Source organism: Cytobacillus praedii (assembly GCF_001439605.1).
Taxonomy (GTDB): Bacteria; Bacillota; Bacilli; order Bacillales; family Cytobacillaceae; genus Cytobacillus; species Cytobacillus praedii.
On sequence record NZ_LMBX01000015.1, the window covers coordinates 46,146 to 71,848 of the forward strand.

Below are 25,703 nucleotides of genomic sequence, written 5' to 3' on the forward strand. Positions count from 1 at the left end.
GCGAAATTCTTCCTAGTTTCCTATACGCATTCCATTAATGCTTTTAAGTTGCTGATCGCCCGGCGAGCATAAAGTCGCGGCTCGTTTATATAGGCCGTTACTAATTCAATTGTCGCTGTGCCTGTATAGCCAATGTGTTTTAGTTCCTGCATGAATTCTTTGAGCGGGAGTACTCCCTCACCTGGAATCACATGTGTATCAGATGTTCCATCACTATCTACGATATGGAGGTGCTGCATTTTATTCTGCAATTTATAAAAATAGGCCAGCATGCTTTCATGCTGCACAAAAGGCGGAACGATATCGCACATCCCTGCTAAATAATCAGATTCAATTTGGCTAAACACCCTTGCTAAATCATTGGCAGTTGTACAAACATTCGATTCCATCGGTGTGAGAGCTTCAAGGATAATTTTATGTTTTATTTTTTCCGCATAATCGGTTAGTTCCCTCATAGATACTATTAATCTATGCCAAATTTCTGGCTCAGAGGTAAGATAACCGGCATGGGCTGGAGACATGAGTGTAAACTCGGCTCCCATCTCTTTTCCCATCTCCATCGCCAGCTTCAAATAGTCGATGGCATCCCTTCTCATCTGTTCCGTTCCAATCATAAAATTAAAGGGATATGCATTATGCTCAGGTGTATAAACCCTTACAGGCATCTCATATTGTTCAATTAATCTTTTCACCATGTGAATATCGCCGCTTTTTAAATCAGGCGCATAGGCATGGGGGCGGCCACCCCAGATCTCTATGTAATCGTATCCAAATCTTTTTGCATCCTCAAAGGCATGTTCTAGCGGATTTCTCTGATAACCCGATGTAAACAATCCGATTTTCATGAAATAATCCTCCTTAAGATTTCATGTCAGGTAAAACGCTTTCATTCCTTCGCTTATAAATCAATAAATAGAATCAAAGATTACTAGGAAGAAATCTTTGATTCTATTTCATGTTCAATTGGTTATTCTAGTAATCTAATTGACGGTAATAACGTCTGATTTCCATTGGATGACAATTGATTTTTTCAATATGTGCATCGATTCGCTGAGTGATCGCACGTAAGACTAGATGAGAGATTCTCCCTCTGAATTGAGGGCTGATTCCCTCCAGCTCATAATCCTTTGTATCAATGATTGTGTACCGTGAACAAATTCTTGGCAGAAAATTTGCTACTCTTTCCGATAACGGACGCTGTTCATCCTCACCTACAAAGACGGTAACAGCTGTATCTCGGTCAATGACTTCCAATGTTCCATGAAGAAACTCGGAGGAATGGATCGATTTTGAGCGGAGCCAGTGCTGCTCTTCCCAATAGCACATGGCATAAGAGTACACTGCGCCCCAATGATTCCCCGCCCCGACAAAATAGTGCATCGAGTCATCATTGTGCGCGAGTGCAAATTGTTCGCCAAAAGAAGCTGCAGCCTTCTCAACGTTAACCAATGCTTTAGCCAAATGCTCGTCTAGTTCTTTGTAGAATTGCTCGTATTCAGGAAAATCTCCGTTATTAAACATCAATCGGTCAGCAACCATAAAGAATTTGATCTGTTCATTCGCTGGATAAGAAATTAGATAATCAACACTTTGGGCAAGTGGCGCTTCTTTGACATCAATGAAACCAACAATGCGAGCACCAACTTCTTTTACCTGAGAAACTGCTCTGACCATTTCCTCTGTGCTTCCTGTTACTGATGAAATAACCACGACTGATTGCTTTGTTAACTTACGGTTTCCGGTGGTCAAGTATTCTGCCGCATTCTCTACGTAAGCAGGCAGCGCACTCTTTCCAGCAATATAAGTGACGGCCTGCAAACTTGAAGCATATGTACCGCCAATCCCCAGATAAAAAATGTTGTCAAACCCTTCAGAATAAATCTTGTCTACTATTTTCTCGACCTCACTTCGTAATTGAAGTGCTCCATTCACGCTTTCAATTTGTTTCGCTTCGTTAAACTTTAACATAGCATTTGTCCGCCTTTCCTTTGAGACTCACTATTTAGTAACCATGAGGTCTGTAAAGATGTGCCGCATCCTCCTCATGATAACTAGATGTAATAATAGTTTTTTAATACCAATTTTGTTATGTTGATTTTTAAATTATATCATTTGAAATATTTTAGGGTCAATTAAATATTTTAACAATTCACAAAACCGGTATAAACTCTAGTTATAAGTGACTTTCGTTTTATTATATAGAAGATATAATTTTATCGGAAATTGGTATTAAAAATCTATATTTTTATTCATATAAAAAAGACATGAGGATTCCCCTCATGTCTAACATGTTTTATTTTTAAACGGCTGCCTGTTTATTTTTTCTTTCCCAATAATAATAGGCAGGAAGACCAGTTGCTACGGCAATCACTGCGGAAATAATCCCAGGGATTGGCGCCCACATAAAGGTAGAAACAATCAAGGTTGCAGTAACAATCATGGCAATCGAAGCCATTAAATACCCCATTGGCATTTTCCACATTGGATGATACCCTGATTTCTTACGGCGCAGAACAAAGACTGTCCCAAATGTCAGGAAGTTTTTCAACAGAGCAACAATAGTGAAATAGCCTAATAAATCACTTAACGATGAAGCAAAAACAAGCACAATCGCAATCGCACATTGAATAAGAATTGAAATATGCGGTGTACTCCATTTAGGATGCACTTTCGCAAAAGATTTAAAGAATAAACCATCCTTAGCCATCGCATACGGCATGCGCGGCTGGAACATAATACAGCTTGATAGAGACCCGATGATAACAATAATCGCCATAATCGCAGTTAGTGATCCTGCAGCAGAGCCAATTCCCGGAATTTGGGCCATTGCATCTGAAACTGGCGCACTGCTTGTTGCTAATTGATCGATTGGCAGCAAACCAGTAATGGTTATACTTAAGAGAACATACAGAACAGTAATAAGTACACCACTTATAATAAGTGCCCTAGGCATCGTTTTCTTAGGATTTTTAATTTCCCCTGTCATATAACAAACAGAAGCCATTCCATCAAATGACCAAGTCGTTGCTGAGATCCCTGCTACTAATGCCAAAATGCCAACTGGAACGGCTTCTGCTCCTGACGGTTTGGCACTCATTAAATCCGGGCTGAAGTAGAAAAAGCCAACTCCAATTAATATAGCAAACATAACTATCTTAAATGCTGTAATAAATGTTTGGAATTTACCGCCGCCTTCAACACTGCGGAGATGCATTAGCATGAACACAATAATAAGGAAAACTGCGATAAATTTCATCGTTAATGGTGAAAAACCAACAAAATAAGCTAAATAGTTGGTAATGGCGATGGCCATAATCGAAATGGATGGCGGGTCTGTAGCCCAGAAGCTAATCCATCCACATAAGAATGCCATCGGGCGGGAACCTGCTTCTCTAAAATAAATGTATTGACCGCCATTTTCCGGATAAGCAGTGGCCAGTTCTGCATAGCATAGATTTGCTGGTATATTAATTAACCCGCCAATTAAAAAGGCCAGGATAACAAATAAAGCCGTCCCGCTTGCTGCAGCAACTTCTCCCAATGATGAAAAAATACCAGAACCAATAGTTGTACCGACACTAATGGCAATTGCAGCGCTTAAACCTAATTTCCGCTGTAGACCGCCAGCACTTTTCTCTTCAACATTTTGCGCAACTTTTGCTACCTCACTCGCCATTGCACTATTCTCCTTTTCTAAGTATCTATCAACATTGGAAACAAAAAAGGGATTAAAAATCGTGTAAGCGATATCAATTTAAAGAATACATAAAATGCTGGATGCGGCAGTCCAACCATTTCTTCAAAATGTATTAATCAAGTTTACTATAAATTAATACCACTTTGATTACAAATTAGCATATATCCTATAAAAATACAATATTATTGTAATAAAACGAGTGCAACCCGCCTGAATAGTTCAGTAAATAGCTGGCTAAATCAGTATTTAAATGTATAGAACATATAATAGGTCTTAATGATGCTAAGTTTATAGATGATTAACTAATAAAATGAGTCCAATTTTAATGAAATAGGATTGGATACCGACCATCGCGCAACAAAAATAAACCTAGTATTTGCAGTATGCAACACTAGGTTTATGAAATATATTATTCGTTTCCTATACCATATTCCTTCTTATTTTCAGCACCTTCTAAAGAGCTAATCATTCTTTATCCATGCCTCTTTACTTTCTAGTGAAGGCAGCACCAGCACCTTGCTTTGGCCTCCGTCTAAGAAGGAGTGAAACCGCCTCTCTATTTATCGCAAAATCAATATTCAGTGCAGGCAAACTCATATTCCTAATGCTGCTTTTCAGGCTCTGCCACGCTTAGTCCCTCTTGATACTGGAAGTGTAAATTCCCTGCTATGGCTGCAAGTACTAGAAGAAACACAGCAAATATTTGACAAAACCTGCTGTTTCTTTAATAAGGCGTTTGTCTGCACTGAATCGCATCATTTTTTTGTAGCCAGTCCATTCATCACCCACTTGATCACTAGTGCATCGTCAATATACCCGACCGCAAATAGATAATCTGGGATACAGTCAACCGCTGCTATAAAGTAGAGGAGGGCGCCTCCCATCAGAGATAGCTCCGTCTTCGAGCCTCTTTTCTGGGTAAAGCTCTCGTACATTTTTTTCAAATATTGAATAATAGGCCCAATGCTCCCCACTTTTTCAACTTTCTCTTCGAATTTGCTGACTATCGTTTCTTTCCCTTCCTCTGTTTGAGAAAATTGTTCGTACTTTTCTAATTCCTTTTTTACCTCTTCCAGCCTAAACTCTTTATCTACTAAATCATTGGATTCAAGGATGAATTGAATATCGCCAATTGAATCATTCCGGTATGATTGCTCCCGATCAACCGGATACCCTGCATCCTCATATAATTCGAAAATCGGTGCGCCAAGATGGTCTGCAAACCGCTGCAAATGCTCGGGGGTTGCTTTTCGCTTCCCATTGATGATCTTTGAGATGATAGCAGTATCTATGCCCGTTATCTGGCTTAATTTCCTCATGGATAAAGAGCGTTCCTTCAGCAAGCCCTTTAGGCGCAGGCCAATTTTATTACTTTTATTTTCCATACTCATTTTCCTTTCTAGCCAAAGATAAAAAATCTCCAAAGCCTTCAGTATCCATTCTTTTAAATGTTACTTCAGCCCTCTTATGTACGGATAGACCACCGCCATCTCCCAATATTCTTGAACGAAATAGCTTTATGAAATGATCCTATGATCTCCTGTCCACACCAACATCTGTATATCAATAATGATGGTTCATTCAAAAATTAAGTTATTTCTCCTTTTTATCCTCAGTATCCTCCGTAATCTCTTTCGTTGCTTTTTTAAATTCTTGTAATGATTTCCCCAATGATCTGCCGATTTCCGGAAGCTTTTTTGGACCAAATACGATAAGCGCTACAGTTAGAATTAATATTAAGCCAGGTACCCCGATATTTGATAACATTAGATCTTCTCCTATCTCTTGAACGTCTTACATACAAGGTTTATTACCTATTCCTTAAGATGCGTGCGGCCACTTTCCTTTTCACTTCGATTGAATCAGGCTCTTTTTGTTTGCAAAATAACTCTTCCATATCTAATTAAAATATAAATATCCGTTGACGTTTTGTCAACATTGTCAACGTTTAATTTTCTGTATCGTTAATGAAAAATGGTGAAATTACCGAAGAGATAGTCATACAGTTTTAAAAATAGGGGGAGTAAGATGAAGGACGGGATTTCGAGAGTTTTCACTTTGCTGGAGAAAGGTAAGATTGGCAGCGAAAACGCCAGTCAACAAGGGAAGGACAGCCTGATCTTGTAAAAATAAAAAAAACATCCCATTTGAAAATAAAATTCGCGTTAACTCGGTAAAAGGTGAACCTGTAAATGTGAATTTACCGATTAATCTCATAAAAGCTGCCATGCAGATTCTTGATTAAAGGGGGAGCTAGAGCGCCCCCTCATTTGCTCCTTTGTTTAAGCGTATCCTGAGCATACTATGCAGTAGTCCTCTCCAATTCCCCTTTCTTCTTCGCTTTCATCTTATTATTCAAAGTGATTCTCTTAATAAATCCTGCCAGCCCAGATGGAAATCCAAGCAGAACCACGATATACAAGAACCCAAGAATAATCGTCCATCTTTCAAAAATGGGGTAAGTCATCGCAAGCTCTGATAGATAATGCCTGAGGAACTCGATAATTCCTGCTCCTGCAATAGCACCTGCCAGGGTTCCGATTCCTCCGATCATTGTCATTAAGAGCGCATCCAGCGTAACTTCAATGGAAAAGACATTTGTATTGATGAATCTTAGGGATACAGCATAAAGCGCTCCGCTAAAGGAAGCTGCCACCCCAGCCGTTACACTGGCAATCAGTTTATAATGCAGCGATTTATACCCTAATGCCTCTGCACGATACTCATTTTGAGAGATGGCTTTTAACACCTTGCCAGTAGATGATTCCGTGAAAAGCTTAAGCAGGAGGAAGACGACTGCTACACTTAAGAGCGTTATATAATAGAAGGAAGTACGGTCTTTGAATACATCAGGCACACTGAATGTAAATCCGTCTCCTCCATGTGTCAGACCGCGCCACTTCTCAGCAAGGACTAAGAACAGCTGTGAAACAGCCAGTGTCAGCATTGCATAAAAATGGCTTTTGAGCCGTAAGGATAATAAGCCAATGATATAGCTTACCAAGGCAGACAGGATGATCCCTATAACCAAACCGATGATAAAATTAAACAGAGTTGCTTCTAAATGATTAAAGATGATTGCTGTACTATAAGCACCTATCCCAAAGAACATACAATGCCCAAAGGACACTATGCCTGTATATCCTAAAAGAATATCAAAGCTCATTGCAAAGATTGCAAAGATGAAGATTTGTGTTAACAAAATCAGCATGCTGCGGGAGTCGTTGACAAACGGGAATAGCATCATAAACAGCAGAATTGCAAGTCCCCAATATAGCGGGACTTTATGAAAAAGACCTCTCATACAGCACTCCCCTTTTCTCCCATCAGACCTGTTGGTTTTACAAGTAACACGATAGCCAAAAGGAGCATATTCAATGCGAGTGACAAATCAGGGATATAGTATGCCATGAATGCTCCAGCAACTCCTACAATCAGAGAAGCAAGTGCCGATCCCTGCAGGCTGCCCATTCCTCCTATGATCACCACAATAAAAGCCAATATAGCGTACTGCATGCCCATTTCCGCAAAGACCACTCCTGAATATGGCGCCAAAAGCGCTCCTCCTAAAGCAGCCAGCGCGGCGCCTAGCAGGAATACGAAAGTAAAAAGCCCCTTAACATTGATTCCAAGCGCTTGAACCATTTCCTTATCCATCACTCCAGCCCTGATCATCAGACCGATCTGAGTCCTGCTGAGCAGCAGCCATAATGCCATATACAGAAGCAGTCCAACCACGATGACAAATACGCGATATTTAATGATGATGATTCCATCAAACTGATAGCTTCCTTCCAGCCACCCTGGCAGGTTTACCCGTATTGGATTCGGTCCCCAGAAGATTTTGATGCTTTCTGATAAAACGAGCATCCCACCTAAAGTTATCAGGAGCTGTCTGACATGATTCCCATAAACAGGGCGGATAAGGAACCTCTCCAATACCCAGCCCAATGCCATTCCGATACCAACGGCACCAACAATCGCCAATAGAAAACTGTTCGTCTCTTTAAAAATCCATGCGCCTGAAAACGCACCCCAAACGAATAGCCCGCCATGGGCAAAATTCAATACACTCATCAGTCCAAAGATTAAAGTAAGTCCGGCAGCTAGCAAGAAAATAAGCAGCCCTGTTGAGACCCCGTTGACCAATAAATTAATAAAGACTTCCATCTCCAGCCCCCCTTCATTGCTTATGCTATGCCCAAGTATTTCTGACAGGTTTCCTTGTCATCTTTTAAGTCCTGCATCATGCCTTCATGGACGATTTTTCCGTCATCCATAATGTAAAAATAATCACCTATCTCGCTTGCCATCAGAAAGTTTTGTTCAACAAGCAGAATCGTCGTTTTTTCCTTCATTTTTAGAATTGATTCCATCAGCTTTTCTACCATAATCGGGGACAGGCCTTTGCTTGGCTCATCGATCAGCAACAATCCATCCCCATTGATATACGCCCTGGCAATCGCCAGCATCTGCTTTTGTCCTCCGGAAAGCAATCCGCTTTTTTTGCGCCAGTATTTCTTTAGATCTGGGAATAGATCCAGCATCCATTCCATTTTCTCTTCCGCTTCTCCTGTGCTCTTTGCCTTAGCTAGATTAAGCGTTTCCTCCACTGTCAGGGCACTGAATATCCCCTGATTTTCAGGCACATATCCGATTCCTTTTCTTGATATCAGATGGGTAGAAATCCCGCTAATCCGCTGGCTGTTATAATGCACAAAGCCACTGGTGGATGGATTGAAGCCCATGATGGAGCGAAGGGTTGTCGTTTTACCCGCTCCATTTCTGCCGAACAGGACAGTGATGCTTCCTTCTTCAACGGACATGGACACTCCCTGCAGGATGTGATATTGCCCTAAATAAGTTTCTAGATTATCCAATTTTAATAGACTCACGATGCAAGCCTCCTAAATATGCCGTCTGAACTCTTTGATCCTTAATGATTTCCTGCGGGTTGCCGCTAGCCAGAAGCTCGCCATTGAATAAAACCACAAGAATATCTGACAGATGCATGACCATCTCCATTTTGTGTTCAATTAATACAATCGTGTACCTGTCTTCCTTCTTAATGTTCTCGATCACTTCCAGTATGGCAGGGATCTCTTCAATCGAAATGCCTGCTGTTGGTTCATCGAGAAGCAGCAGCTCAGTTTTGAGAGCAAGCAGCATGGCAAGCTCCAGCTTTCTTTTTTCCCCGTGCGCAAGATCCTGGGCCAGCACATGTTCCTTGCCATTCAGCATACACTTTGTCATGTAAGCCTTTGCTTCATCCTGTTGGCGGCTCAAAGCAGACAGCCTCGGATAGATCGAGTAGTAATCTTTGCTTGAGGATTGGATGGCCAATCTGATATTCTCCAGAACAGTCAGCTCAGGAAAAATATTTGTGAGCTGGAAGGAGCGGCCAATGCCCCGTCTTGCCCGTAAAGGGACAGAAAGCTTTGTTACATTATCGTTCTTAAAATAAATCTCTCCTTTTGTTGGTGTAATCTGTCCGCTCAGCAAATTAAACAGTGTCGTCTTACCCGCCCCATTTGGGCCGATAATGGAGATCAGCTTTCCACACGCTATTTCCAGGTTCACATCTTTTATGACATCATGCTCACCGAAGGAAACTGATAGGTCTTTCGTTTCCAAGATATTTTCCAACTTGGCGATCCCTCCCTGGTGATTTATCGGGCTGGTAGATCCCCACTTAAGAAGCAGAAGGAATAAAAAATTCTAAGCGGGGGATATACAGCCCGTAAATGCCCGACGACGGACAGGATGTCCTAGTCAGGCGAAGGCCACAGGACGTGGCGTTTATGAGCTTGATTGGTTTAACTAACAATCATTGGGGATGAAGAAAAACCCCCAATGATTGAAGTTTTATTATATATCTAATTATTCCGATTTTTTATTCACCATTTCTGATCGGTGGCTCTGTTTCCTCCATATTCAATTCCCTGATTAGAACCGGAACTGGATGGTCCACGCCTTCCTGCTCCTCAAGGGTTACCGCATAGAGAGACTGCAATGCCTGATGGTCTTCTGCCCGGAATTTCATCATCCCTTTAGGTGTTTCGAACTCCATATTTTCCATTGTACTAATTAAGGCATCCACATCTTTGTCGCCATCTGTTTTCTTAAGAGCTTCCACTATGGAGATGGCAGCCGTCATCCCGCCGGCAGTAAACAGATCCGGTATTTCTCCATCAAATTTTTTCTTATGCTGTTCCACCAGCCAATCATTCACTTTATTATCAGGCAGCGAATGGTAATAAATAGAAAAGCCGCTCATGCCCATTAAGGAATCCATTGTTTTTAACGAAGCGATATCCTGTGCGGCAGTAGATATCTTAATCCCCTGCTCCTCGAGCTGCATATCCTTTAACTGCTTCCATGGTGCATTGGATCCTGCCCAAACAATATAGAGGTAGTCAGGCTTTTCATTAATGATGCTTTGAATGTTCGCAGTGAAATCAGTGGAATTTGGATCTGCATATTGCTCATTCACAATTGTGGCACCAAGCTTCTCTGCACCCTCTTTAAAGGCAGCGATTCCTTCTCTGCCATAGGCATTGTCCTGTGCGAAGGTAGCGATTTTCACATTCTTTTCAGCAATTGCTGCAGCACCTGCGACTGCATCCTGTGAGGAGTTTCTTCCTGTCCTGAAAATGTACTTGTTCCAGTTCTGACCGGTGATGCTATCCGCTACCGCGGGTTCCACCACCATGATTTTTTCGTATTCTTCAGCTAGCGGCAATACGGCCAGCGTATCTCCTGAGCTTGACGAACCAACTAAGAAGTCCACACCATCCTCTTCAAGCAGCTTTGTCGCCTTTCTTACCGCCACATCTGGTTTTGTTTCAGTATCTTCCACGATAAACTCGATCTTCTTGCCTGCTGCTTTATTCGATCCTTCTGTTGCATACGCAAGACCTAGTTCAAATCCCGCCACTGTTTGCTTTCCGTACGTCTCCAGTGGACCGGTTAAGGAAGCAAGGACACCGATTTTGATTGTTTCTTCATCTGAACTTGCCTTGTCTCCGGAACATCCAGCGATGAATAAAAGAGCGAGTACGACGATGAGCGCTAATATAGACTTAAAGCCATATACCTGACACTTCATTTCCCATTCCCCCTGTCTTTATTTCCTTTATTGAAAAACTGTATTTTATGAAGAAGCCCGTCTGCTATGATGATGTTCCCATTGCTGTCTATATCAAGACCTTGGGGAGAAAAGAACTGCCCGTCTTCTCCGCTGAACGAACCAAATTGTTCTATAAACATTCCATTCTCATCGTAGACATTCATGCGGTTATTTGAAGTATCGGTCACATAAACACGATCCTGATCATCAATAGCTATTCCAGTAGGCAAGAACAAATCACCCGGTTCTTCACCCCAATTCTCCAGCGGGTCTAGGTGGCCGCTTCCGTTGTTCGTACCCCACTTAGCAATAAACTGGCCATTGTTATCGAATTTCTGAACACGATTGTTAATTCGGTCTACTACGTACACATTGTCTTTTGAATCGATTGCGAGCTGCATCGGCTGAGAAAATTCCCCATTGCCAGTTCCTTTTCTGCCCCATTCTTTCATGTAAACGAAAAAGGAATTAAACTTTTGAATTCGATTGTTTTCCGAATCTGACACAAAGATATTGCCTTTACTATCAACAGCCACACCGCTCGGGAATTGGAAAAAGCCACTTATTGTTCCTAGAGATCCATAGGCTGCAAGGAAGGTCCCTGAATTAGAAAACTTTTGAATTCGATGATTCACTGAGTCCGCGACATATACATTGTCATAACGGTCAACCGCTATTTGTCTCGGTACGAAAAATTGGCCTGCGTAGCTGCCATATCCAAAGGGTCCGCCAGTACCGAACATGCTTCCCCATTTGCTAACTAGATTTCCGCTTGAATTATATTTCAAAATACGATGATTAAACGAATCTGATACAAACACATTCCCCTTTGAATCACTTTGAACATCATAAGGCCCTGCATATTGTTTGTCCCCGTATCTGCCAAAGCCAATTGTCATTTTGTAAGAGATGTTCAATCCAATCTCCTTGTATACCTCAATGCGATTATTGCCAGTATCAGTTATGAATAAATCCCCGTCCTCATCTGGCAGAATCTGATTTGGATACACTAGGTTCGGAAACATGCCTGTTGTATAGAGAAACCTGTCTGCATGATCAAATTTCATTATTCGGTTATTATAAGTATCTGCTACATATAAAGCCCCAGACTTTGGCTCAAAATTTATTCCCCTTGGATGATAAAACTGATAAAAACCTAATCCAGGTTCAAGACCGCCTATTTTCCGCTTGAAGCTGCCATTTTGATCAAACACTTGAATCCGGTTATTGTAGGTATCTGCAACATACACTTCGCCTTTATTGTTTATAGCAATGCCTTGCGGGAGTGCCAACTGTCCATTGTCTTTTCCATAGGAACCTATTGTAAGAAGATACTGGCCATCGGAATTATATTTTTGAATACGGTGATTAAACTCATCCGTGATGTAATAATTATTTTGCTGGTCTATCGCAATTTCTCTTGGAAAACCAAATTGATTATCCCCTTCCCCTTTTGTCCCCCAGCTTTTTAAATAATTAAATTGAGAATCGAACTTTTGAATTCGATAGTTTCCCGTATCAGCAACTAGAATATTCCCTTCGCGATCAACAGCGATTCCAAATGGCATATTGAATTGTCCAGGGGATTGACCGAGTGTACCCATTGTTTTCAGTATTTTACCAGAAGAATCCATTTTTACAATTCGATGATTTCCCATATCGGCCATGTATATATTACCTGAACTATCCTTAGCTAGAGCTACTGGAGTCCGGAACTCGTTTGCGGGATCGGTTTCATTTCCCCATGCATGCTTGTAGCTATAAGTTGCTTCTGCAAACCCGCTGCTCCCAAAGTAAAGGGAAAATAGAAGGAGGCACAGAACCATTCCCTTTATCCTTTTCATCTTTTCTCTCCTTTCCACTTCACAACAGTCGCAGCCCATGTGTACCCTGTACCGGCACTGACTGCTACAGCAATATCACCAGGATTTAAAAGTCCCCGTTCCTGGGCAAAATGGAGCCCAATGCATGGATCAAGTGCAGACATATGGCCATGGTGATTAAGATAGATGGCTTTTTCTTCAGGTAGTTCCAGTGATTGTAGAAGTTCTTTGAACATTGATCGTTTTGTATGCAGTGGCAATAGGAGTTTAATATCTTGAGGAGTATAACCGCTCTTATGAAGTGCTTTGCGAATTACATGGTCAAAATTTGAAATGGATACAGGATCCAGTCTTTCTTTCATTGATTGTGGATCTTTTACATCAATATAATGAAGATTCTTTTCGACTGTTTCGCGGCTGGAAAAATGTTTCGACCCTCCTGCAGGAGTTCTGACATCATCATGAAAGGACCCATCTGTCAGGATGGCGCTTTCCAATATTTCGCTCTGGGAGGAATCCCTGGTGACTAGTGCAGCCGTGCCACCATCCGCAAAGTTGAACATAAAGCGTGACCGCGGGTTTTCATAATCCACGATTTGTGATTCTTTGCAACCCCCAACAAGCAGGATGTTTTGGATTGATTGGTCAGAAGCAATCATGTCCTTAGCCACCTTTAAGGCAATCGGAAAACACGAGCTGACATTCATTATTTCAAATGCATAGGCATTTTTCGCACCCAATACATGCTGGATTTTTGGCGCGCTCGACCAGACATAATAATCCTTATGAGGGCTTCCAAAGTAAATCACTGCATCGATGGTAAGCGGGTCAATCCCTTCAATCGCCTGCCTTCCAGCAGCAATGGCCAGATCAGATGCATGAAGGCTTTCATCTGCCACATGCTTCTGGACTAATCCGAACTTTTCGATAATCACCTGTTCAGGTATACCCGTCTTTACAGCCAGATCGGCAGCTGTTTCTATTCCAGGAGGAAAGAACGCTCCAGTTCCATGTATGCCGATTCCCATTAAATAACCCCTCCATCTTCAGGCACCATCATTTTGGCTGTGCCCGTCAATACTAATTTCCCATCTTGGTTAAAACATTCTGTGAGCAGCGTCAGTATACGTCTTTCCTCATCTATTTCCTGAACCGTCCCTGTTGCGGTAATCGTTTCACCTATAAAAACGGGTGCTTTAAACCGGATATTCTGCTCGACATAAACAGCCCCTCGTCCTGGAAGATGAACACCCAGCAGCTGCGATAATAAGCTTGAAGTTAAAAGCCCGTGTGCAATCCGCTTCTTGAACCTCGTTGTTTTAGCATACTCCCCATCGATATGGATTGGATTAAAGTCACCGCTTATTCCTGCAAAAAGGACAAAGTCTGTTTCCGTAATGGTTTTACTGCAGGAGGCCTGCTGGCCGATACTATAACTAACCATCCCTTCACCTGCTTTCAATAAGTTTTGTTTTTTGAATTTTGCCCGTGGCATTCTTCGGCATTTCTTTTAAAAATGACACTATTTTAGGAATTTTATATTTTGCCAGATTCCCTTGACAGTATTGAATAACATCATCCTCCGTTAAAGCGCTTCCATTCTCCTTCACAATAAATGCTGCAGGCACTTCCCCCCAAAGAGGATCAGCATTCCCGACTACGGCTACTTCGGCTACACCCTTCATTTCGCTGATGACTTGCTCCACTTCAAGCGGATAGATATTTTCGCCGCCGGAAATGATCATTTCTTTTTTCCTGCCTGCAATAAACAGGAAGCCTTCATCATCTGTTTTCGCTAAATCTCCTGTCAGCAGCCACCCTTCTTTCAGTGCATCCTTTGAAGCATCAAGCCTGTTCCAATATTCCTTCATAATATTTGGCCCTCTAACAGCAAGCTCCCCAACCTCTCCTTTTTCAACCTCGATACCCTCAGAATCAATCAGCTTATATTCGGAAAATAACACTGGCTTGCCAATGGACCCTCTCTTTCGCGGCGCGTCTTCTTTCGTAAGCATAAATAGAGTCGGAGACGTTTCAGTCATCCCAAACCCCTGGCCGAATAAGAATCCTCTATCAAAATAGGCATCTATTAATTCTCTCGGACATGGTGCTCCGCCATTATAGAACCAGCGGACTGAACTCAAATCGGAGGTATGGAACGCCGGGCAAGTGAGTAATGCCTGATGTATGGCAGGAACTCCCATCACGATGGTTACTTTATATGCTTCAATCATTGACAGTGCTTTTTCAGGCTCGAACTTGCCTGGGATAACTATGGTTCCCCCTGAAAATAAGGATGGAAATGCAAACAGCCCAATCCCGCCAATATGAAACAGCGGAAGCAGAACGATGCAGCAGTCCTCTGAAGTTAAATCGATGGCAAGCTTATTATTGATGGCATTCCAGAACATATTGCTCTGTGTAAGGACGGCCCCTTTTGGCTTGCCGGTTGTTCCTGAGGTGTAACAGATAATATAAGGTGCATCCTCATCAATCCTGCTCTCAGGGTTAGGATACTCTCCTGGTGAACCATGACATAGTTCTTCCATGAACTCCAAACATTCCAGGTTACTTTGGTCAACTAGAGAAACGGCAAACTCCGCATTTTCTTTTTCGGCAAAGATGATTCTTGAACCGCTGTCATTGAGCTGAAAAATAAGTTCTTTCGCGCTCAATCGGATATTTAATGGAACTGCCACACATTCAATCTTAGCGATTGCAAAAAGAAGGACAATGTATTCAATCCGGTTGTGTGACAAAATAGCAATCCGTTCGCCTTTTTTTCCTTGCAGCTTTTCCTGAATCTTCTGAGCGGCTGAATCGACCATTTTATGCAGCCGCCTATAGGTTACTTTTCCATTATCTGTAATAACCGCTGTTCGATCTGGATGTGTGTATGCCCATTTCTGAATCCAATAGGCAATCCCTTTCATCGAACTCCCCCTTTTACTTTTTTAACCCTTGGAATATTAGTGTCATCGCAGCATCAAATGCTTCTTCTGGAACCTCTTTCTTTTCCCAGTACACCCATCTCATTCCCAGAAATTGACCAATTGACATTAAACAGTAGGCGACAGTCTCCTGGTCAAGATTCTTAAACTCACCTGCCTCCATTCCTTGAGACAAACTCTTTAAAAAACCATTGGCAAGCTTTCCGTAATACCAGCGGAATAGCTCCTGATCCACCACAACCGCCTGCTGGACAATGCTGTACAAATTGGGGTGATTTTTTACCCAGCTGAAGAAGGCGAAGAAGCCATTTCGCTGTGCATCTTCATAAGACGAGCTTCCTTCCATTCCTTCTTTAATCGCAATTCGCAAATCCCTGCTGTAGCTCCGGATTAACTCATCATAAATATCCTTTTTTGAAGGAAAATAATTATAAAAGGTTCCTTGAGCAACTTTGGCTTCCTGTGAAATATTAACGATGGAAGCTTCAAAATAACCTTTCTGCCCAAAAACCTCCTCAGCAGCTCTTAAAAGCTTTTCACGAGTTTCAATTCCTCTTGGGGTTAGTGCTTTTTCCTCAGACACATTATTAACTGACACCTGAATCACCTCTCAACTTTATTATAAATAATATTCTTAAAATTACAACAATAATTTTTGATTTTTAAAAATACCAGATGAGAGATCCACTCTTCTAATCCGATTGCACATATAAATTGATTCTTGCATTTAATTAAACACAGGACTGTTTGGCTGTTTCATACTTTTCCAAAGGGAAAATAAAAAAAGAAACACAGGAATTCCTCCAATGTTTCAAAACTAAATAAATACAATCCCTCCTAATGATCCTATCTATTCAACATTACATATCTCTTGCTATGCTTTTGAACTCCCTCATCATCCCTTCACAAATTCCCCTCCCACAGCAACTTCCTCAATTCCCTCCAAATTCCTCAAATCCGCCAGCGGATTCTCCTTCAGCAAAATAAAATTCGCCCGATAGCCTTCTTGAATCTGTCCTACATTCCTATCAAGTAAAGCCGTGTAAGAAGTCCATATTACATGGTAGAGATTGTGAGGTCAAAGCGATGGGCTTCTTTACTATATTCTTAGAGATGCAGGTATCGTGTCCCCTTTTATGGTCGATTGTTAAATAAATGCAGATTATCATTCATATCCTTAATTATTCGTTTTGTAAATGCTTCAATTGCACAGAAACGCTTCATTTCACCCTATGTCTTTTTTTGACGAAGAAAAGAAGAGTCGACATAATCGACTCTACTTAATTCATTTCTATAAATTCCAGCATTCAAAATGTGTACATAGGGTCTAAACTAATTGATTGACTCACTGCATAATGGAAAAAGGAGCCAAAAACTTTATTGACTGTTAAGTATTTTACATTATTTTCTGAAAAATTGATCTATAATAAGCTTATGTCAATAGCATTTTTTCATTTGCAAGATTAGCCAGTTCATCAATATTTTTGATTATGTAGGATTTTCCTTGTTTAGAAATATGCGCATTGTCTTCTAGCCATTTAATATTTTTTGCGACCGTAACTCTTGTAGTTCCTAAAAGATTTGCTAACTCTTGATGGGTAAAATTAATGGTTAATTTAATTTGTTTTTCATCAATTTTCTCACCGTATTGAATCGACAACTGGATAAATGCGGCACAAATCCTTGGCAATGCTTTCATGTAGCTTAATTGTAAAGACTGTGAACATAGGAGACGATATTTCTTTGTAATTAGATCAAATGCTTGGGAAATATACTGTGGTTTTTTAGAAAGAAATTCAAAAAAACTTTCCTTAGAAGTCCTTAGTAATACAACCTCAGAAGCGGTAATAGCATTAGTTGCATAACCCGAATCACCATTTAAAGAACACTCACCCAAGATTCCATTTTTCCCGATGATCGCAAGAGCTTTTTCCTCCCCATTGGGGGAGATTAAAAAAAGACGAACACGACCACTTTCAATTATGTAAATATAATTTCCTGTTTCGTTCTGATTAAAAATTGTTTCATGCTTTTTATAAGTAACTTTTTCACTATGATTCTTTAACTCAGACCAAGTATATGGAAGATTATCTAGCCAAGGGTTGAGAAAATTGAATTCTTGAACCACATCATTCATATTTATCACCTCATTAAAGGAAGGGATTTTGAAAATGAATACTGAAACGTTACTACAAGTTAGATCAGAGTTCCCAGGTTTGGAAAAAAAGATAATACTTTCTAGCTGTTCTCAAAGCGCTATTTCTCTTGATGTAATGAATGCCATGGATGAGTATAAAAATAGTTTACTAGATGAAGGAATGTCTTGGGAGACTTGGATGGAGAAAGTAAATCGAGCCAAAGAAAGATTTGCTAAAATCATTAATTGTGATTCGAGTGAGGTTGCAGTCCTATCTTCAGTTTCTGATTCTATTTCATCTATTTTACATTCACTTGACCTAAATAAGCAAGACGTTTGTATAACTGAAATGGATTTTCCTTGCGTAGGACATGCCGTCTTGGCACAAAAACATATCCAAGATTTTCATGTTACGTTTATTCCAGCAGAAAATAATATGATTCCTATAGAAAACTATGAAACTCATATTACGGAAAACACAGCTCTAACTTGTATCTCTCATGTTTCATATTACAATGGTTTTAAACAAAACATTAAGGATATTGCTAACATCGCTCATAAAAAAGGCTCTCTTCTATTAGTGGATGCCTATCAATCAGCTGGTGCGGTAAATATTGATGTAAAAGACATGGACATAGATATCTTAGTTACGGGAATGCAAAAGTATCTACTCGGGGTACCAGGTATATCCTTCCTTTATGTAAAAAAAGAACTGGCAGAACGGCTGTATCCAACTACAACAGGATGGTTTGGACAAGCAAACCCTTTTGCCTTTGATTTAAAACATTTAGATTACGCCCATTCAGCACAGCGTTTTAATACAGGTACACCTCCTGTTATCAATGCATACATTGCAGATGCTGCTTTGTCTTTCATTGAAGAAATTGGAATGGATACAATAAAATATCATCTAGCAAAACTTTCTTCCTTTACTATTAAAAAAGCTGCCGAACTTGGTTTTGAAATCGCAAGCCCTTTAGACAATAATAAGAAAGGCACATGTACGGCTATTTATGTTAATAATGCGAATAACATCGAAAAGCAATTAAAACAGGCGGGATTCGTGGTATCTGCACGGAAGGATGTTATAAGAATTGCACCACACATCTATAACAGTGAAGAAGATATAGTCAATTGCTTATTACAATTAAAAGAATTATCTCATTGAATGTTTTCGACTTTTAATAGATATAACAAGGCTAGCCTGTTTTTAAGGCTAGCCTTATTTATATAGAAATTAAAAATTACCTAAGGAGTTATCCATGTCTGTGCTTGATCATGCTGTCATATTATGAACCAAAATGTTGCTTGTATGTCACTTGTCACCCCAATTCAATTCGTTTTACTCATGAAACCACCATTACTATTCAATCGATGCCAGAGTTAGCCAGAGTGTACAAAAAAACACCTCAATAAGAGGTGCAGATAAACTATTATTTTCACTCTAATTCCAGCAATAGTCTTTGCTGACCTTTAACATGTATAATCTTTCCAATTTCCTCTAATTCTTCTAAATCCTTCTCTACGACTCTTGCAAATAGATTGCCAGGAAGCCATCCGGCTGGGAAAAAAGTTCGTGCATCTCTGCCATAGAAAAGACCGAAATCATATATCGGGGTGGGAACACCTCCCCATGCGTACGCAGGCATAAACGTATACAGAATATCACCTGGTTGAGGGAAGCATGTTAAGTTCTCCTTATTTGGATTATGTAGTGCAGTTTCTTGACATGCTTCAACTGGTAGCTGGATTGAAATTTCTTTCCCTGTGTACATAGCATGCCTTGCCATTGATGGGATCGGGTATTCGAGTAATTTCATGAATGCCTCGCTCGTCGAAGGAGCCTTATCACTTAACACTTGTGCTCGAATGGAAACATCTAAATCTAAGAATGCGATTTTTAATGTATTCATCACTTCACTCCTTATACTACACTCGGTTCAAAAATAAGCTTCTGATTTGCAAAGCGGCGGTAATGCAAACTTGAAACATCTATTTTTAGTGTTTTTCCTGTAACAATTGATGCAACGGCTTCCCCAATTGCTGGAGACATCATAAAGCCATGTCCGCTCATCCCCGCTGCTTGATAGTAACCAGGTAAGCCATCCACATCTCCTAGTATCGCTTGGTGATCAGGGGTACTGTCATACGTACCATCAACATGGCTATGGAAAACGAGTTCCTCAAGTTGAGGAAAAATTTCCGTTCCTACTTCAGCAGCGCGTAATTGAAAATCAAACATATTGTATGGTGGCTGCAAGTCTTTCCCAAGATAGCTTAAGTAAATTGTTCCATCGGTTAATTGCTTAGCTGCAAATCCCTTTTCAAACGAAATAAGTAATGGCTCAAGAATACGTTCAGTCACTCTGTTCGTGTAAAGAATACGCCTTACCTCAAAATTAATTGGCAAATCAACCCCTGCCGTCTCTGCCAGTTTCTTAGATCCTAATCCAGCAGCATTTACGACCTTTTCAGAAGAAATGTATCCCCTATTCGAACAATTTACTCCTTTTACAATTCCATTCTCAACGACGATATTTTCAACTGTATCACTTACAAACTTTACTCCTTTTCGCTTTGCTGCTGCAGCGAAACTATTTGTCACATGATACGCATCATCCGCGAAGCCATCTGTCTCACAAAATGAAGCCGAAATGAAACTTGATTCGTTAATTCCAGGAACGATCTCTTTTGCCTCACTTGGTGTGATAAATTTTGTTGGTATACCTAGTGAATTTTGGAGGGTAACACTTTTCGCGTACTTATTTTTTGCATCTTCAGAATGGAACGTGTATAAGTAACCTACATTTCTAAATTTTATTTCATACTCGGGATCGAGACGGTTATTAATTGATTGAAAAAACTCGGTAGACCTTTTGGACATGATACAGTTTATTTCAGTTCCCCATTGCTGCCGAACTCCCCCAGGGCAAATTCCAGTAATATCAGAAGCAATCCCAGTTTTATCAATGACTAACACATTCGAATACCCTGCTTCAGTAAGAAAGTAGGCAATCGAACAGCCGATTATCCCCGCACCAACTATTACAACATCATATTGTTCCATTTCACTCTTCCTTTCTAGTTATTACCGATTCAAGATGACAAGCTACAAAATGATTATTTCCAGCATCCTTCAATTCTGGCTGTACTGATTTGCATATATCCATCACATACGGACAGCGAGTATGGAATCGGCATCCTTCTGGGGGATTAACAGGACTCGGTATATCCCCATTTAAAATAACCCTTTGTCTTTTCAATTTTGGATCGGGTTTAGGAATGGCTGAAAGTAAGGCTTGGGAGTAAGGATGTTTCGGATTTTCAAAAAACTCATCCCGTTCTGAGATCTCTACAATTTTCCCAAGATACATAACAGCAATCCTATTTGAGATATGCTTTACAACACTCAGATTATGAGTAATGAACAAATAGGTTAGTTTATACTTTGCTTGTAAATCTTGAATGAGGTTTAACACTTGGGCTTGAACAGACACATCAAGGGCAGATACCGGTTCATCCATAATAATTAATTTAGGGTTCACAGCTAAAGCTCTTGCAATTCCGATCCGTTGTCTTTGGCCTCCTGAAAATTCATGAGGGTATCGATCAATATATGCAGCATTTAAGCCAACATCCGCCATGATCTGCTTCACTCTTTCTTTTCTCTCTTTCTTACTAATGTTTATGTGAATGGACATTGGTTCCTCAAGAATTTGCCCAACCTTTAAGCGCGGGTTTAATGAAGCATAAGGATCTTGGAAAACAATTTGCATATCTTTTCGTTTTTTCTTTAACTTTTTTGATGATAACGCACGGATATCTTCATTCTCGATTATGATTCTTCCTTCTGTCGCTTCAATGAGGCGTAAAATAACTCTTCCAGCTGTTGACTTTCCACACCCCGATTCACCTACAAGGCCAAGTGTTTCCCCCTTCTCAATATAAAAACTAATATCGTCTACAGCTTTTACTATATTTTGATTTTTAGAGAGCAACCCATCTCCTTCGATTGGAAACCACTTTTTAAGCGCCTCTACTTGAAGTAACTTCTCCGGCATTCGTTTCCACCCCTTTTTCAATCCAATTATCAGAATACATCCAGCATCTTACCTTATGACCTTGTAAATCAATGAGGTTTGGCTCATCCTGCAGACAGATTGGTTGAACACGTTCACATCTGCTAGCGAACCTGCATCCGCTTTTGACCTCGGATGGATGTGGAACCTGCCCAATAATAGGATTAAGTCGGTCGACTCGATTATCTATACTTGGAACTGATTTAATTAACCCTTGTGAATAAGGATGTTTAGGTTCCTCGAAAAACGTTTCCACATCAGAATATTCAACAATCCGGCCAAGATACATAACAGCCACTTTATCTGCTGTTTCTGCAACAACTCCGAGATCATGTGTGATCAGTAAAATTGCCGTTTCCAGTTTCTCTTTAAGCTCATTCATAAGTTCTAATATTTGTGCCTGGGTTGTTACATCTAGAGCAGTTGTCGGTTCATCTGCAATGAGTAAATCTGGATTACAAGCTAATGCCATCGCAATCATGACTCTTTGTCTCATGCCGCCTGAAAGTTGGTGTGGATACTGATCGACTCTTTGTTCTGCAGAAGGAATTCCTACTACCTTCAACATCTCTATGGCTCTTACCCTAGCTTCCTTTTTTGATAGGCCTTGGTGTTGAGTAAGCACTTCCATAATTTGATTTCCTACAGTAAAAACGGGATTTAAGGAAGTCATTGGTTCCTGAAAAATCATTGAGATATCGTTTCCACGAACTCTTCTAATTTCCTTTTCTCCCATTTTGACAAGATCTTTTCCTTTAAAAATAACCTCTCCATCAATTATTTTTCCATGTGGCTTTTGAATTAGCTGTAAAATAGAAAGAGAGGTCACACTTTTTCCACTTCCTGATTCCCCTACTAGACCAAGCGTTTCACCCTTTTTTAATTCAAAAGATACCCCGTCTACTGCCGCCGTTTCAGCACCGTCGTTATAAAAATAGGTTTTAAGGTTGTTAACCTCCAATAAGTTTTCCATACCCGCACTCCTATCCACCTCAAATATAGATATGCCTTGGTGTACCCGTTAAAATTTCGCATCCACCATCCTTCACAAGAACAATATCCTCCACGCGGACACCCACTTTTCCAGGTACATACAAACCTGGCTCAATGGTAAATACCATTCCTGGTTCCAGAACTTCTTCAGAATCGAGGACAACTCTTGGATTCTCATGAATCTGTAAGCCGACGCCATGTCCTAATCCCCTTAAGCTATATTCTTCAACGCCTTCACGTTTAAATACATTTCTAGCCACAGCATCTAATTCGTGTCCAGTCATTCCAGATTTAACAGCTTCAATGGATTTTTCTAACGCCTCATGAACGAAGTCATAGTATTTCTTTAACTCTTCATTAGGTGATCCTATAACGATGGTTCTAGTCATATCCGACATATATCCCATGAATTTTACTCCATAGTCAATTAAGAGGAATTCGTTATTGTTAATAATTTTAGAAGAAGGAATCGCATGTGGGAATGCTGCACGATTCCCTGCGGCAACAATTGTGCCGAACGCTGGGCCTTCATGTCCCAATTTGCCCATCAGATACTCCAATTCGACAGCAACTTCTTTTTCAGTCATGCCTGGCTTCACTAATGGAATCAACTCCGCAAAAGCCTGGTCTGATATGGCAATAGCCTTCCTAATCATCTCAATTTCAGTATCATCTTTTACTTTTCGGATAGTTAGGAGTTCTTTCGTTAGGGGAAACCATTCATATTCGCTAAACATAGATTTCAATCTATTAAATAAATGAACGGATACTGATTCCGACTCAAAGCCAATCTTTGAGATGTCTTTCCCTTTAAATACGGCTTGTATTGTGGTAAAAGGGTCGATCCCATGAGTGATAATTTCAAAATGTGGAGATTGCTCTTTTGCTTGTTCTGTATATCGTTGATCAGTAATCAACCCACAATACTCATTCGTAAGTAATAAGTATCCATTGCTTCCTGAAAATCCGGAAAAATATCTTCTATTTTCATATGAATAGATGAAAATAGCGTCTAGTTCCTTTTCTTGGAGAAAGCTTCTTACTTGCTCGATTCTTTTTTGCATCATTCCACCTCCGGCCCCCTTAAGATAAGTAGATAGGGTGGTACCCCTCCATTAACACAAGGGATAACACCCTACCCTCTTTTAGGATTTTAATTATTTTACAGACCAGTCTTTAGCGTTAAATGTAGCACCTCTAAAGTCAGGTTCGAACCCTACAACTCTATTATTTACTACAAATGGAGAGACTTGTTCGTATAATGGAATCCAAATCTCATCCTCCGCAAGTTTCTCTCCTACTTGCCAGATTAATTGCTGACGTTTTTCAAGATCAATTTCTTTTGTTTGAGCCTCAAGCAATTCATCAACTTTCGGATTAGAATAACCAACAAAGTTATACCCATTAGGAGGCATATACGCACTGCCGAAGTAGCTTCTATATTCATCTGGATCTGCTTCAATACCAAATCCTAGAATATAAGCATCATAGTCTTCTTTCGTCACTTCTCTTTGCTTTCCATCATCAGTAGTAGGTAATAGTTTCGTTACAAGCGTTGGGAAATCAAGTGAACGAATTTCCATTTTCACACCTAGTTCTTCCCACATTTGCTTTAATAAGACGCCTGATTTTTCTCTTTCTTTCGTACCAGTAGGAACCTCCATTAAAAAGCTTAGCTCCTTGCCATCCTTTTCATAAATACTCTTGCTATTTTTTTGATATCCAGCTTCTTTAAGCAATGCATCTGATTTAGAAGTATCATAGTCATAAACTTTTAAATTCGGGCTATGTGACCAGTGAGCGGATGGGAACACATCATCTGCTACTTCTCCATATTCCCCTAGAATTGAAGCAACCATTGCCTCTTTATTGACTGCATGAGCAAGGGCCTGTCTAACCTTCGGATCATTAAAATGATCATTTTTCGAGTTAAATCCTACATAATAAACACTTAATGCATCCTGATTTACTAAGCTAGCAAAATCCAGTGTTGCAACGGACGGCGTTTCCGCAACTGGTACGGAAGTGATATCTACATCCTGACTCAATACAGATGCTAGCATTGTATTCGCATCTCCAAAACGAACAATTACTTTATCTAATTTTGGTGCTCCAGCAAAATATTCTTTGTTTGCCTCTAGCTCAATATATTGACCTGATTCCCATTTCACAAACTTGAATGGCCCCGTACCAATTGGTGAACGGTTTGAAGCATGCTTTTCCCATTCACCAGGAGGCGTGTCTTGTAGAATATGTGCAGGAAGTACGGCAATAAACAGCCCTGAAATAAATGGAGCAAACGGCTCCTTTGTTGTAAACTTAATCGTATGATCATCTACAACTTCGATTCCTTCAATTTTGTCTGCCTTCCCTTCCTTATATTCAGCAGCACCCACGATTGGATCAACTCTCCAATACGCTCCAGCATCATATGTGCTATCGGCTAATGACGTAAATGTAAACTCCACATCCTTAGCTGTAAATGGCTCGCCATCATGCCATTTCACATCTTTTTTCAGATGAAAAGTATATGTTTTGCCATCCTCGGATACTTCCCAGCTTTCCGCAAGACGACCTACCATTTTCAATTCCTTATCTGGAATAACGAGTGAGTCAAATACCATATGAGTTACGTTCGTATCTGATGTCGTTGCCCAAATAACAGGGTTAAGATTCCCTGGTTCACTATTGAAGGCAACTGTTACAGTACCTACCTCTTTTGGCGTTTCTTCTTTTGAGGTTTCAGTTGAAGATGTATTATCGTTTTCTTTGTCTGTATTATTATTATTATTATTTGTTGTTGTATCCGATGAACAAGCGGCTAAGAAAAGGAACACGAATAGGAAAAATACGCTAATAAGACCAAACTTTTTCTTCATTTAGTTTCCCCCATA

23 protein-coding genes are annotated in these 25,703 nt (G+C 40.3%); 1 reads left to right on the plus strand and 22 read right to left on the minus strand.

All coding sequences use genetic code 11. From position 1 onward, the window contains the following. Positions 1-20 precede the first annotated feature (20 nt). From frlC to ASU02_RS16050, 16 genes are all read right to left on the minus strand, one after another. Positions 21-845 carry a fructoselysine 3-epimerase gene (gene frlC, locus ASU02_RS15975; RefSeq protein ID WP_057765377.1) on the minus strand — a complete coding sequence of 275 codons (825 nt, stop codon included), beginning with the start codon at positions 843-845 and terminating at the stop codon, positions 21-23. Positions 846-972: 127 nt separating this feature from the next. Further along, entirely contained in the window at positions 973-1,968 is a 996-nt protein-coding gene (locus ASU02_RS15980) for an SIS domain-containing protein (protein WP_057765378.1), read from the minus strand. A gap of 331 nt (positions 1,969-2,299) precedes the next feature. Next, positions 2,300-3,676: an amino acid permease gene (locus tag ASU02_RS15985; RefSeq protein ID WP_057765379.1), complete on the minus strand. Its 1,377-nt coding sequence runs from the start codon at positions 3,674-3,676 to the stop codon at positions 2,300-2,302. 776 nt (positions 3,677-4,452) lie between these two features. Continuing rightward, positions 4,453-5,088: a DUF1232 domain-containing protein gene (locus tag ASU02_RS15990; RefSeq protein WP_057765380.1), complete on the minus strand. Its 636-nt coding sequence runs from the start codon at positions 5,086-5,088 to the stop codon at positions 4,453-4,455. Between the two features lie 202 nt (positions 5,089-5,290). Beyond that, complete coding sequence (locus tag ASU02_RS25950; RefSeq protein ID WP_082631828.1) at positions 5,291-5,464, minus strand: twin-arginine translocase TatA/TatE family subunit; 174 nt, start codon at positions 5,462-5,464, stop codon at positions 5,291-5,293. A gap of 535 nt (positions 5,465-5,999) precedes the next feature. Next, entirely contained in the window at positions 6,000-6,956 is a 957-nt protein-coding gene (locus tag ASU02_RS16000) for a branched-chain amino acid ABC transporter permease (RefSeq protein ID WP_057765546.1), read from the minus strand. A 41-nt stretch (positions 6,957-6,997) separates the two neighbouring features. Further along, entirely contained in the window at positions 6,998-7,867 is an 870-nt protein-coding gene (locus ASU02_RS16005; RefSeq protein WP_057765384.1) for a branched-chain amino acid ABC transporter permease, read from the minus strand. A 20-nt stretch (positions 7,868-7,887) separates the two neighbouring features. Continuing rightward, positions 7,888-8,592, minus strand: a complete 705-nt coding sequence (locus tag ASU02_RS16010) for an ABC transporter ATP-binding protein (protein ID WP_057765386.1) — start codon at positions 8,590-8,592, stop codon at positions 7,888-7,890. Beyond that, entirely contained in the window at positions 8,570-9,343 is a 774-nt protein-coding gene (locus tag ASU02_RS16015; protein WP_057765389.1) for an ABC transporter ATP-binding protein, read from the minus strand. The genes ASU02_RS16010 and ASU02_RS16015 overlap by 23 nt, the downstream gene beginning before the upstream one ends. A gap of 247 nt (positions 9,344-9,590) precedes the next feature. Then, entirely contained in the window at positions 9,591-10,805 is a 1,215-nt protein-coding gene (locus tag ASU02_RS16020) for a substrate-binding domain-containing protein (protein ID WP_057765390.1), read from the minus strand. Then, entirely contained in the window at positions 10,802-12,670 is a 1,869-nt protein-coding gene (locus ASU02_RS16025) for a 6-bladed beta-propeller (protein ID WP_057765391.1), read from the minus strand. The genes ASU02_RS16020 and ASU02_RS16025 overlap by 4 nt, the downstream gene beginning before the upstream one ends. Continuing rightward, positions 12,667-13,677 carry a 3-oxoacyl-ACP synthase gene (locus ASU02_RS16030; RefSeq protein WP_057765392.1) on the minus strand — a complete coding sequence of 337 codons (1,011 nt, stop codon included), beginning with the start codon at positions 13,675-13,677 and terminating at the stop codon, positions 12,667-12,669. The genes ASU02_RS16025 and ASU02_RS16030 overlap by 4 nt, the downstream gene beginning before the upstream one ends. After that, entirely contained in the window at positions 13,677-14,093 is a 417-nt protein-coding gene (locus tag ASU02_RS16035) for a MaoC family dehydratase (protein ID WP_057765394.1), read from the minus strand. Before ASU02_RS16035 ends, ASU02_RS16030 begins: the two co-directional genes overlap by 1 nt. Positions 14,094-14,097: 4 nt before the next feature. Beyond that, positions 14,098-15,582: an o-succinylbenzoate--CoA ligase gene (locus ASU02_RS16040; protein ID WP_057765395.1), complete on the minus strand. Its 1,485-nt coding sequence runs from the start codon at positions 15,580-15,582 to the stop codon at positions 14,098-14,100. 13 nt (positions 15,583-15,595) lie between these two features. Continuing rightward, on the minus strand, positions 15,596-16,198 hold the full coding sequence (locus tag ASU02_RS16045) for a TetR/AcrR family transcriptional regulator (protein ID WP_057765397.1): 603 nt from the start codon (positions 16,196-16,198) through the stop codon (positions 15,596-15,598). Between the two features lie 834 nt (positions 16,199-17,032). Further along, on the minus strand, positions 17,033-17,737 hold the full coding sequence (locus ASU02_RS16050; RefSeq protein ID WP_057765399.1) for a Crp/Fnr family transcriptional regulator: 705 nt from the start codon (positions 17,735-17,737) through the stop codon (positions 17,033-17,035). Positions 17,738-17,771: 34 nt separating this feature from the next. Here ASU02_RS16050 and ASU02_RS16055 point away from each other — a divergent pair, with 34 nt between their 5' ends. Next, entirely contained in the window at positions 17,772-18,905 is a 1,134-nt protein-coding gene (locus ASU02_RS16055) for an aminotransferase class V-fold PLP-dependent enzyme (protein WP_057765401.1), read from the plus strand. Between the two features lie 271 nt (positions 18,906-19,176). Here the strand turns inward: ASU02_RS16055 and ASU02_RS16060 are convergent, their stop codons facing one another. The 6 genes from ASU02_RS16060 to ASU02_RS16085 all read right to left on the minus strand — a co-directional run bounded on the left by ASU02_RS16060 (position 19,177) and on the right by ASU02_RS16085 (position 25,688). Next, the gene (locus ASU02_RS16060; protein ID WP_057765403.1) at positions 19,177-19,650 is read right to left on the minus strand and encodes a DUF3830 family protein; all 474 of its coding nucleotides are present in this window, start codon (positions 19,648-19,650) and stop codon (positions 19,177-19,179) included. A gap of 11 nt (positions 19,651-19,661) precedes the next feature. Then, the gene (locus ASU02_RS16065) at positions 19,662-20,804 is read right to left on the minus strand and encodes an NAD(P)/FAD-dependent oxidoreductase (protein WP_057765405.1); all 1,143 of its coding nucleotides are present in this window, start codon (positions 20,802-20,804) and stop codon (positions 19,662-19,664) included. Position 20,805: 1 nt separating this feature from the next. Then, complete coding sequence (locus tag ASU02_RS16070; RefSeq protein ID WP_057765407.1) at positions 20,806-21,798, minus strand: ABC transporter ATP-binding protein; 993 nt, start codon at positions 21,796-21,798, stop codon at positions 20,806-20,808. Next, positions 21,764-22,789, minus strand: coding sequence for an ABC transporter ATP-binding protein (locus ASU02_RS16075; protein WP_057765409.1), 1,026 nt, complete (start codon positions 22,787-22,789; stop codon positions 21,764-21,766). Before ASU02_RS16075 ends, ASU02_RS16070 begins: the two co-directional genes overlap by 35 nt. A gap of 19 nt (positions 22,790-22,808) precedes the next feature. Beyond that, positions 22,809-23,873: a M24 family metallopeptidase gene (locus tag ASU02_RS16080; RefSeq protein ID WP_165571580.1), complete on the minus strand. Its 1,065-nt coding sequence runs from the start codon at positions 23,871-23,873 to the stop codon at positions 22,809-22,811. A gap of 93 nt (positions 23,874-23,966) precedes the next feature. Next, the gene (locus ASU02_RS16085; RefSeq protein WP_057765412.1) at positions 23,967-25,688 is read right to left on the minus strand and encodes a peptide-binding protein; all 1,722 of its coding nucleotides are present in this window, start codon (positions 25,686-25,688) and stop codon (positions 23,967-23,969) included. Between the last annotated feature and the right edge of the window lie 15 nt (positions 25,689-25,703).

Excerpts from the sequence above, each read along its gene's own strand:
- ASU02_RS16025 (WP_057765391.1), bottom strand. The coding sequence starts at position 12,670 with ATGAAAAGGATAAAGGGAATGGTTCTGTGCCTCCTTCTATTTTCCCTT.
- ASU02_RS25950 (WP_082631828.1), bottom strand. The coding sequence starts at position 5,464 with ATGTTATCAAATATCGGGGTACCTGGCTTAATATTAATTCTAACTGTA.
- ASU02_RS16080 (WP_165571580.1), bottom strand. The coding sequence starts at position 23,873 with ATGCAAAAAAGAATCGAGCAAGTAAGAAGCTTTCTCCAAGAAAAGGAA.
- ASU02_RS15980 (WP_057765378.1), bottom strand. The coding sequence starts at position 1,968 with ATGTTAAAGTTTAACGAAGCGAAACAAATTGAAAGCGTGAATGGAGCA.
- ASU02_RS16035 (WP_057765394.1), bottom strand. The coding sequence starts at position 14,093 with ATGGTTAGTTATAGTATCGGCCAGCAGGCCTCCTGCAGTAAAACCATT.
- ASU02_RS16020 (WP_057765390.1), bottom strand. The coding sequence starts at position 10,805 with ATGAAGTGTCAGGTATATGGCTTTAAGTCTATATTAGCGCTCATCGTC.
- ASU02_RS16005 (WP_057765384.1), bottom strand. The coding sequence starts at position 7,867 with ATGGAAGTCTTTATTAATTTATTGGTCAACGGGGTCTCAACAGGGCTG.
- ASU02_RS16070 (WP_057765407.1), bottom strand. The coding sequence starts at position 21,798 with ATGCCGGAGAAGTTACTTCAAGTAGAGGCGCTTAAAAAGTGGTTTCCA.
- ASU02_RS15985 (WP_057765379.1), bottom strand. The coding sequence starts at position 3,676 with ATGGCGAGTGAGGTAGCAAAAGTTGCGCAAAATGTTGAAGAGAAAAGT.
- ASU02_RS16060 (WP_057765403.1), bottom strand. The coding sequence starts at position 19,650 with ATGAATACATTAAAAATCGCATTCTTAGATTTAGATGTTTCCATTCGA.
- ASU02_RS16030 (WP_057765392.1), bottom strand. The coding sequence starts at position 13,677 with ATGGGAATCGGCATACATGGAACTGGAGCGTTCTTTCCTCCTGGAATA.
- ASU02_RS16050 (WP_057765399.1), bottom strand. The coding sequence starts at position 17,737 with ATGAATGATGTGGTTCAAGAATTCAATTTTCTCAACCCTTGGCTAGAT.
- ASU02_RS15990 (WP_057765380.1), bottom strand. The coding sequence starts at position 5,088 with ATGAGTATGGAAAATAAAAGTAATAAAATTGGCCTGCGCCTAAAGGGC.
- ASU02_RS16065 (WP_057765405.1), bottom strand. The coding sequence starts at position 20,804 with ATGGAACAATATGATGTTGTAATAGTTGGTGCGGGGATAATCGGCTGT.
- ASU02_RS16040 (WP_057765395.1), bottom strand. The coding sequence starts at position 15,582 with ATGAAAGGGATTGCCTATTGGATTCAGAAATGGGCATACACACATCCA.
- ASU02_RS16055 (WP_057765401.1), top strand. The coding sequence starts at position 17,772 with ATGAATACTGAAACGTTACTACAAGTTAGATCAGAGTTCCCAGGTTTG.
- frlC (WP_057765377.1), bottom strand. The coding sequence starts at position 845 with ATGAAAATCGGATTGTTTACATCGGGTTATCAGAGAAATCCGCTAGAA.
- ASU02_RS16085 (WP_057765412.1), bottom strand. The coding sequence starts at position 25,688 with ATGAAGAAAAAGTTTGGTCTTATTAGCGTATTTTTCCTATTCGTGTTC.
- ASU02_RS16075 (WP_057765409.1), bottom strand. The coding sequence starts at position 22,789 with ATGGAAAACTTATTGGAGGTTAACAACCTTAAAACCTATTTTTATAAC.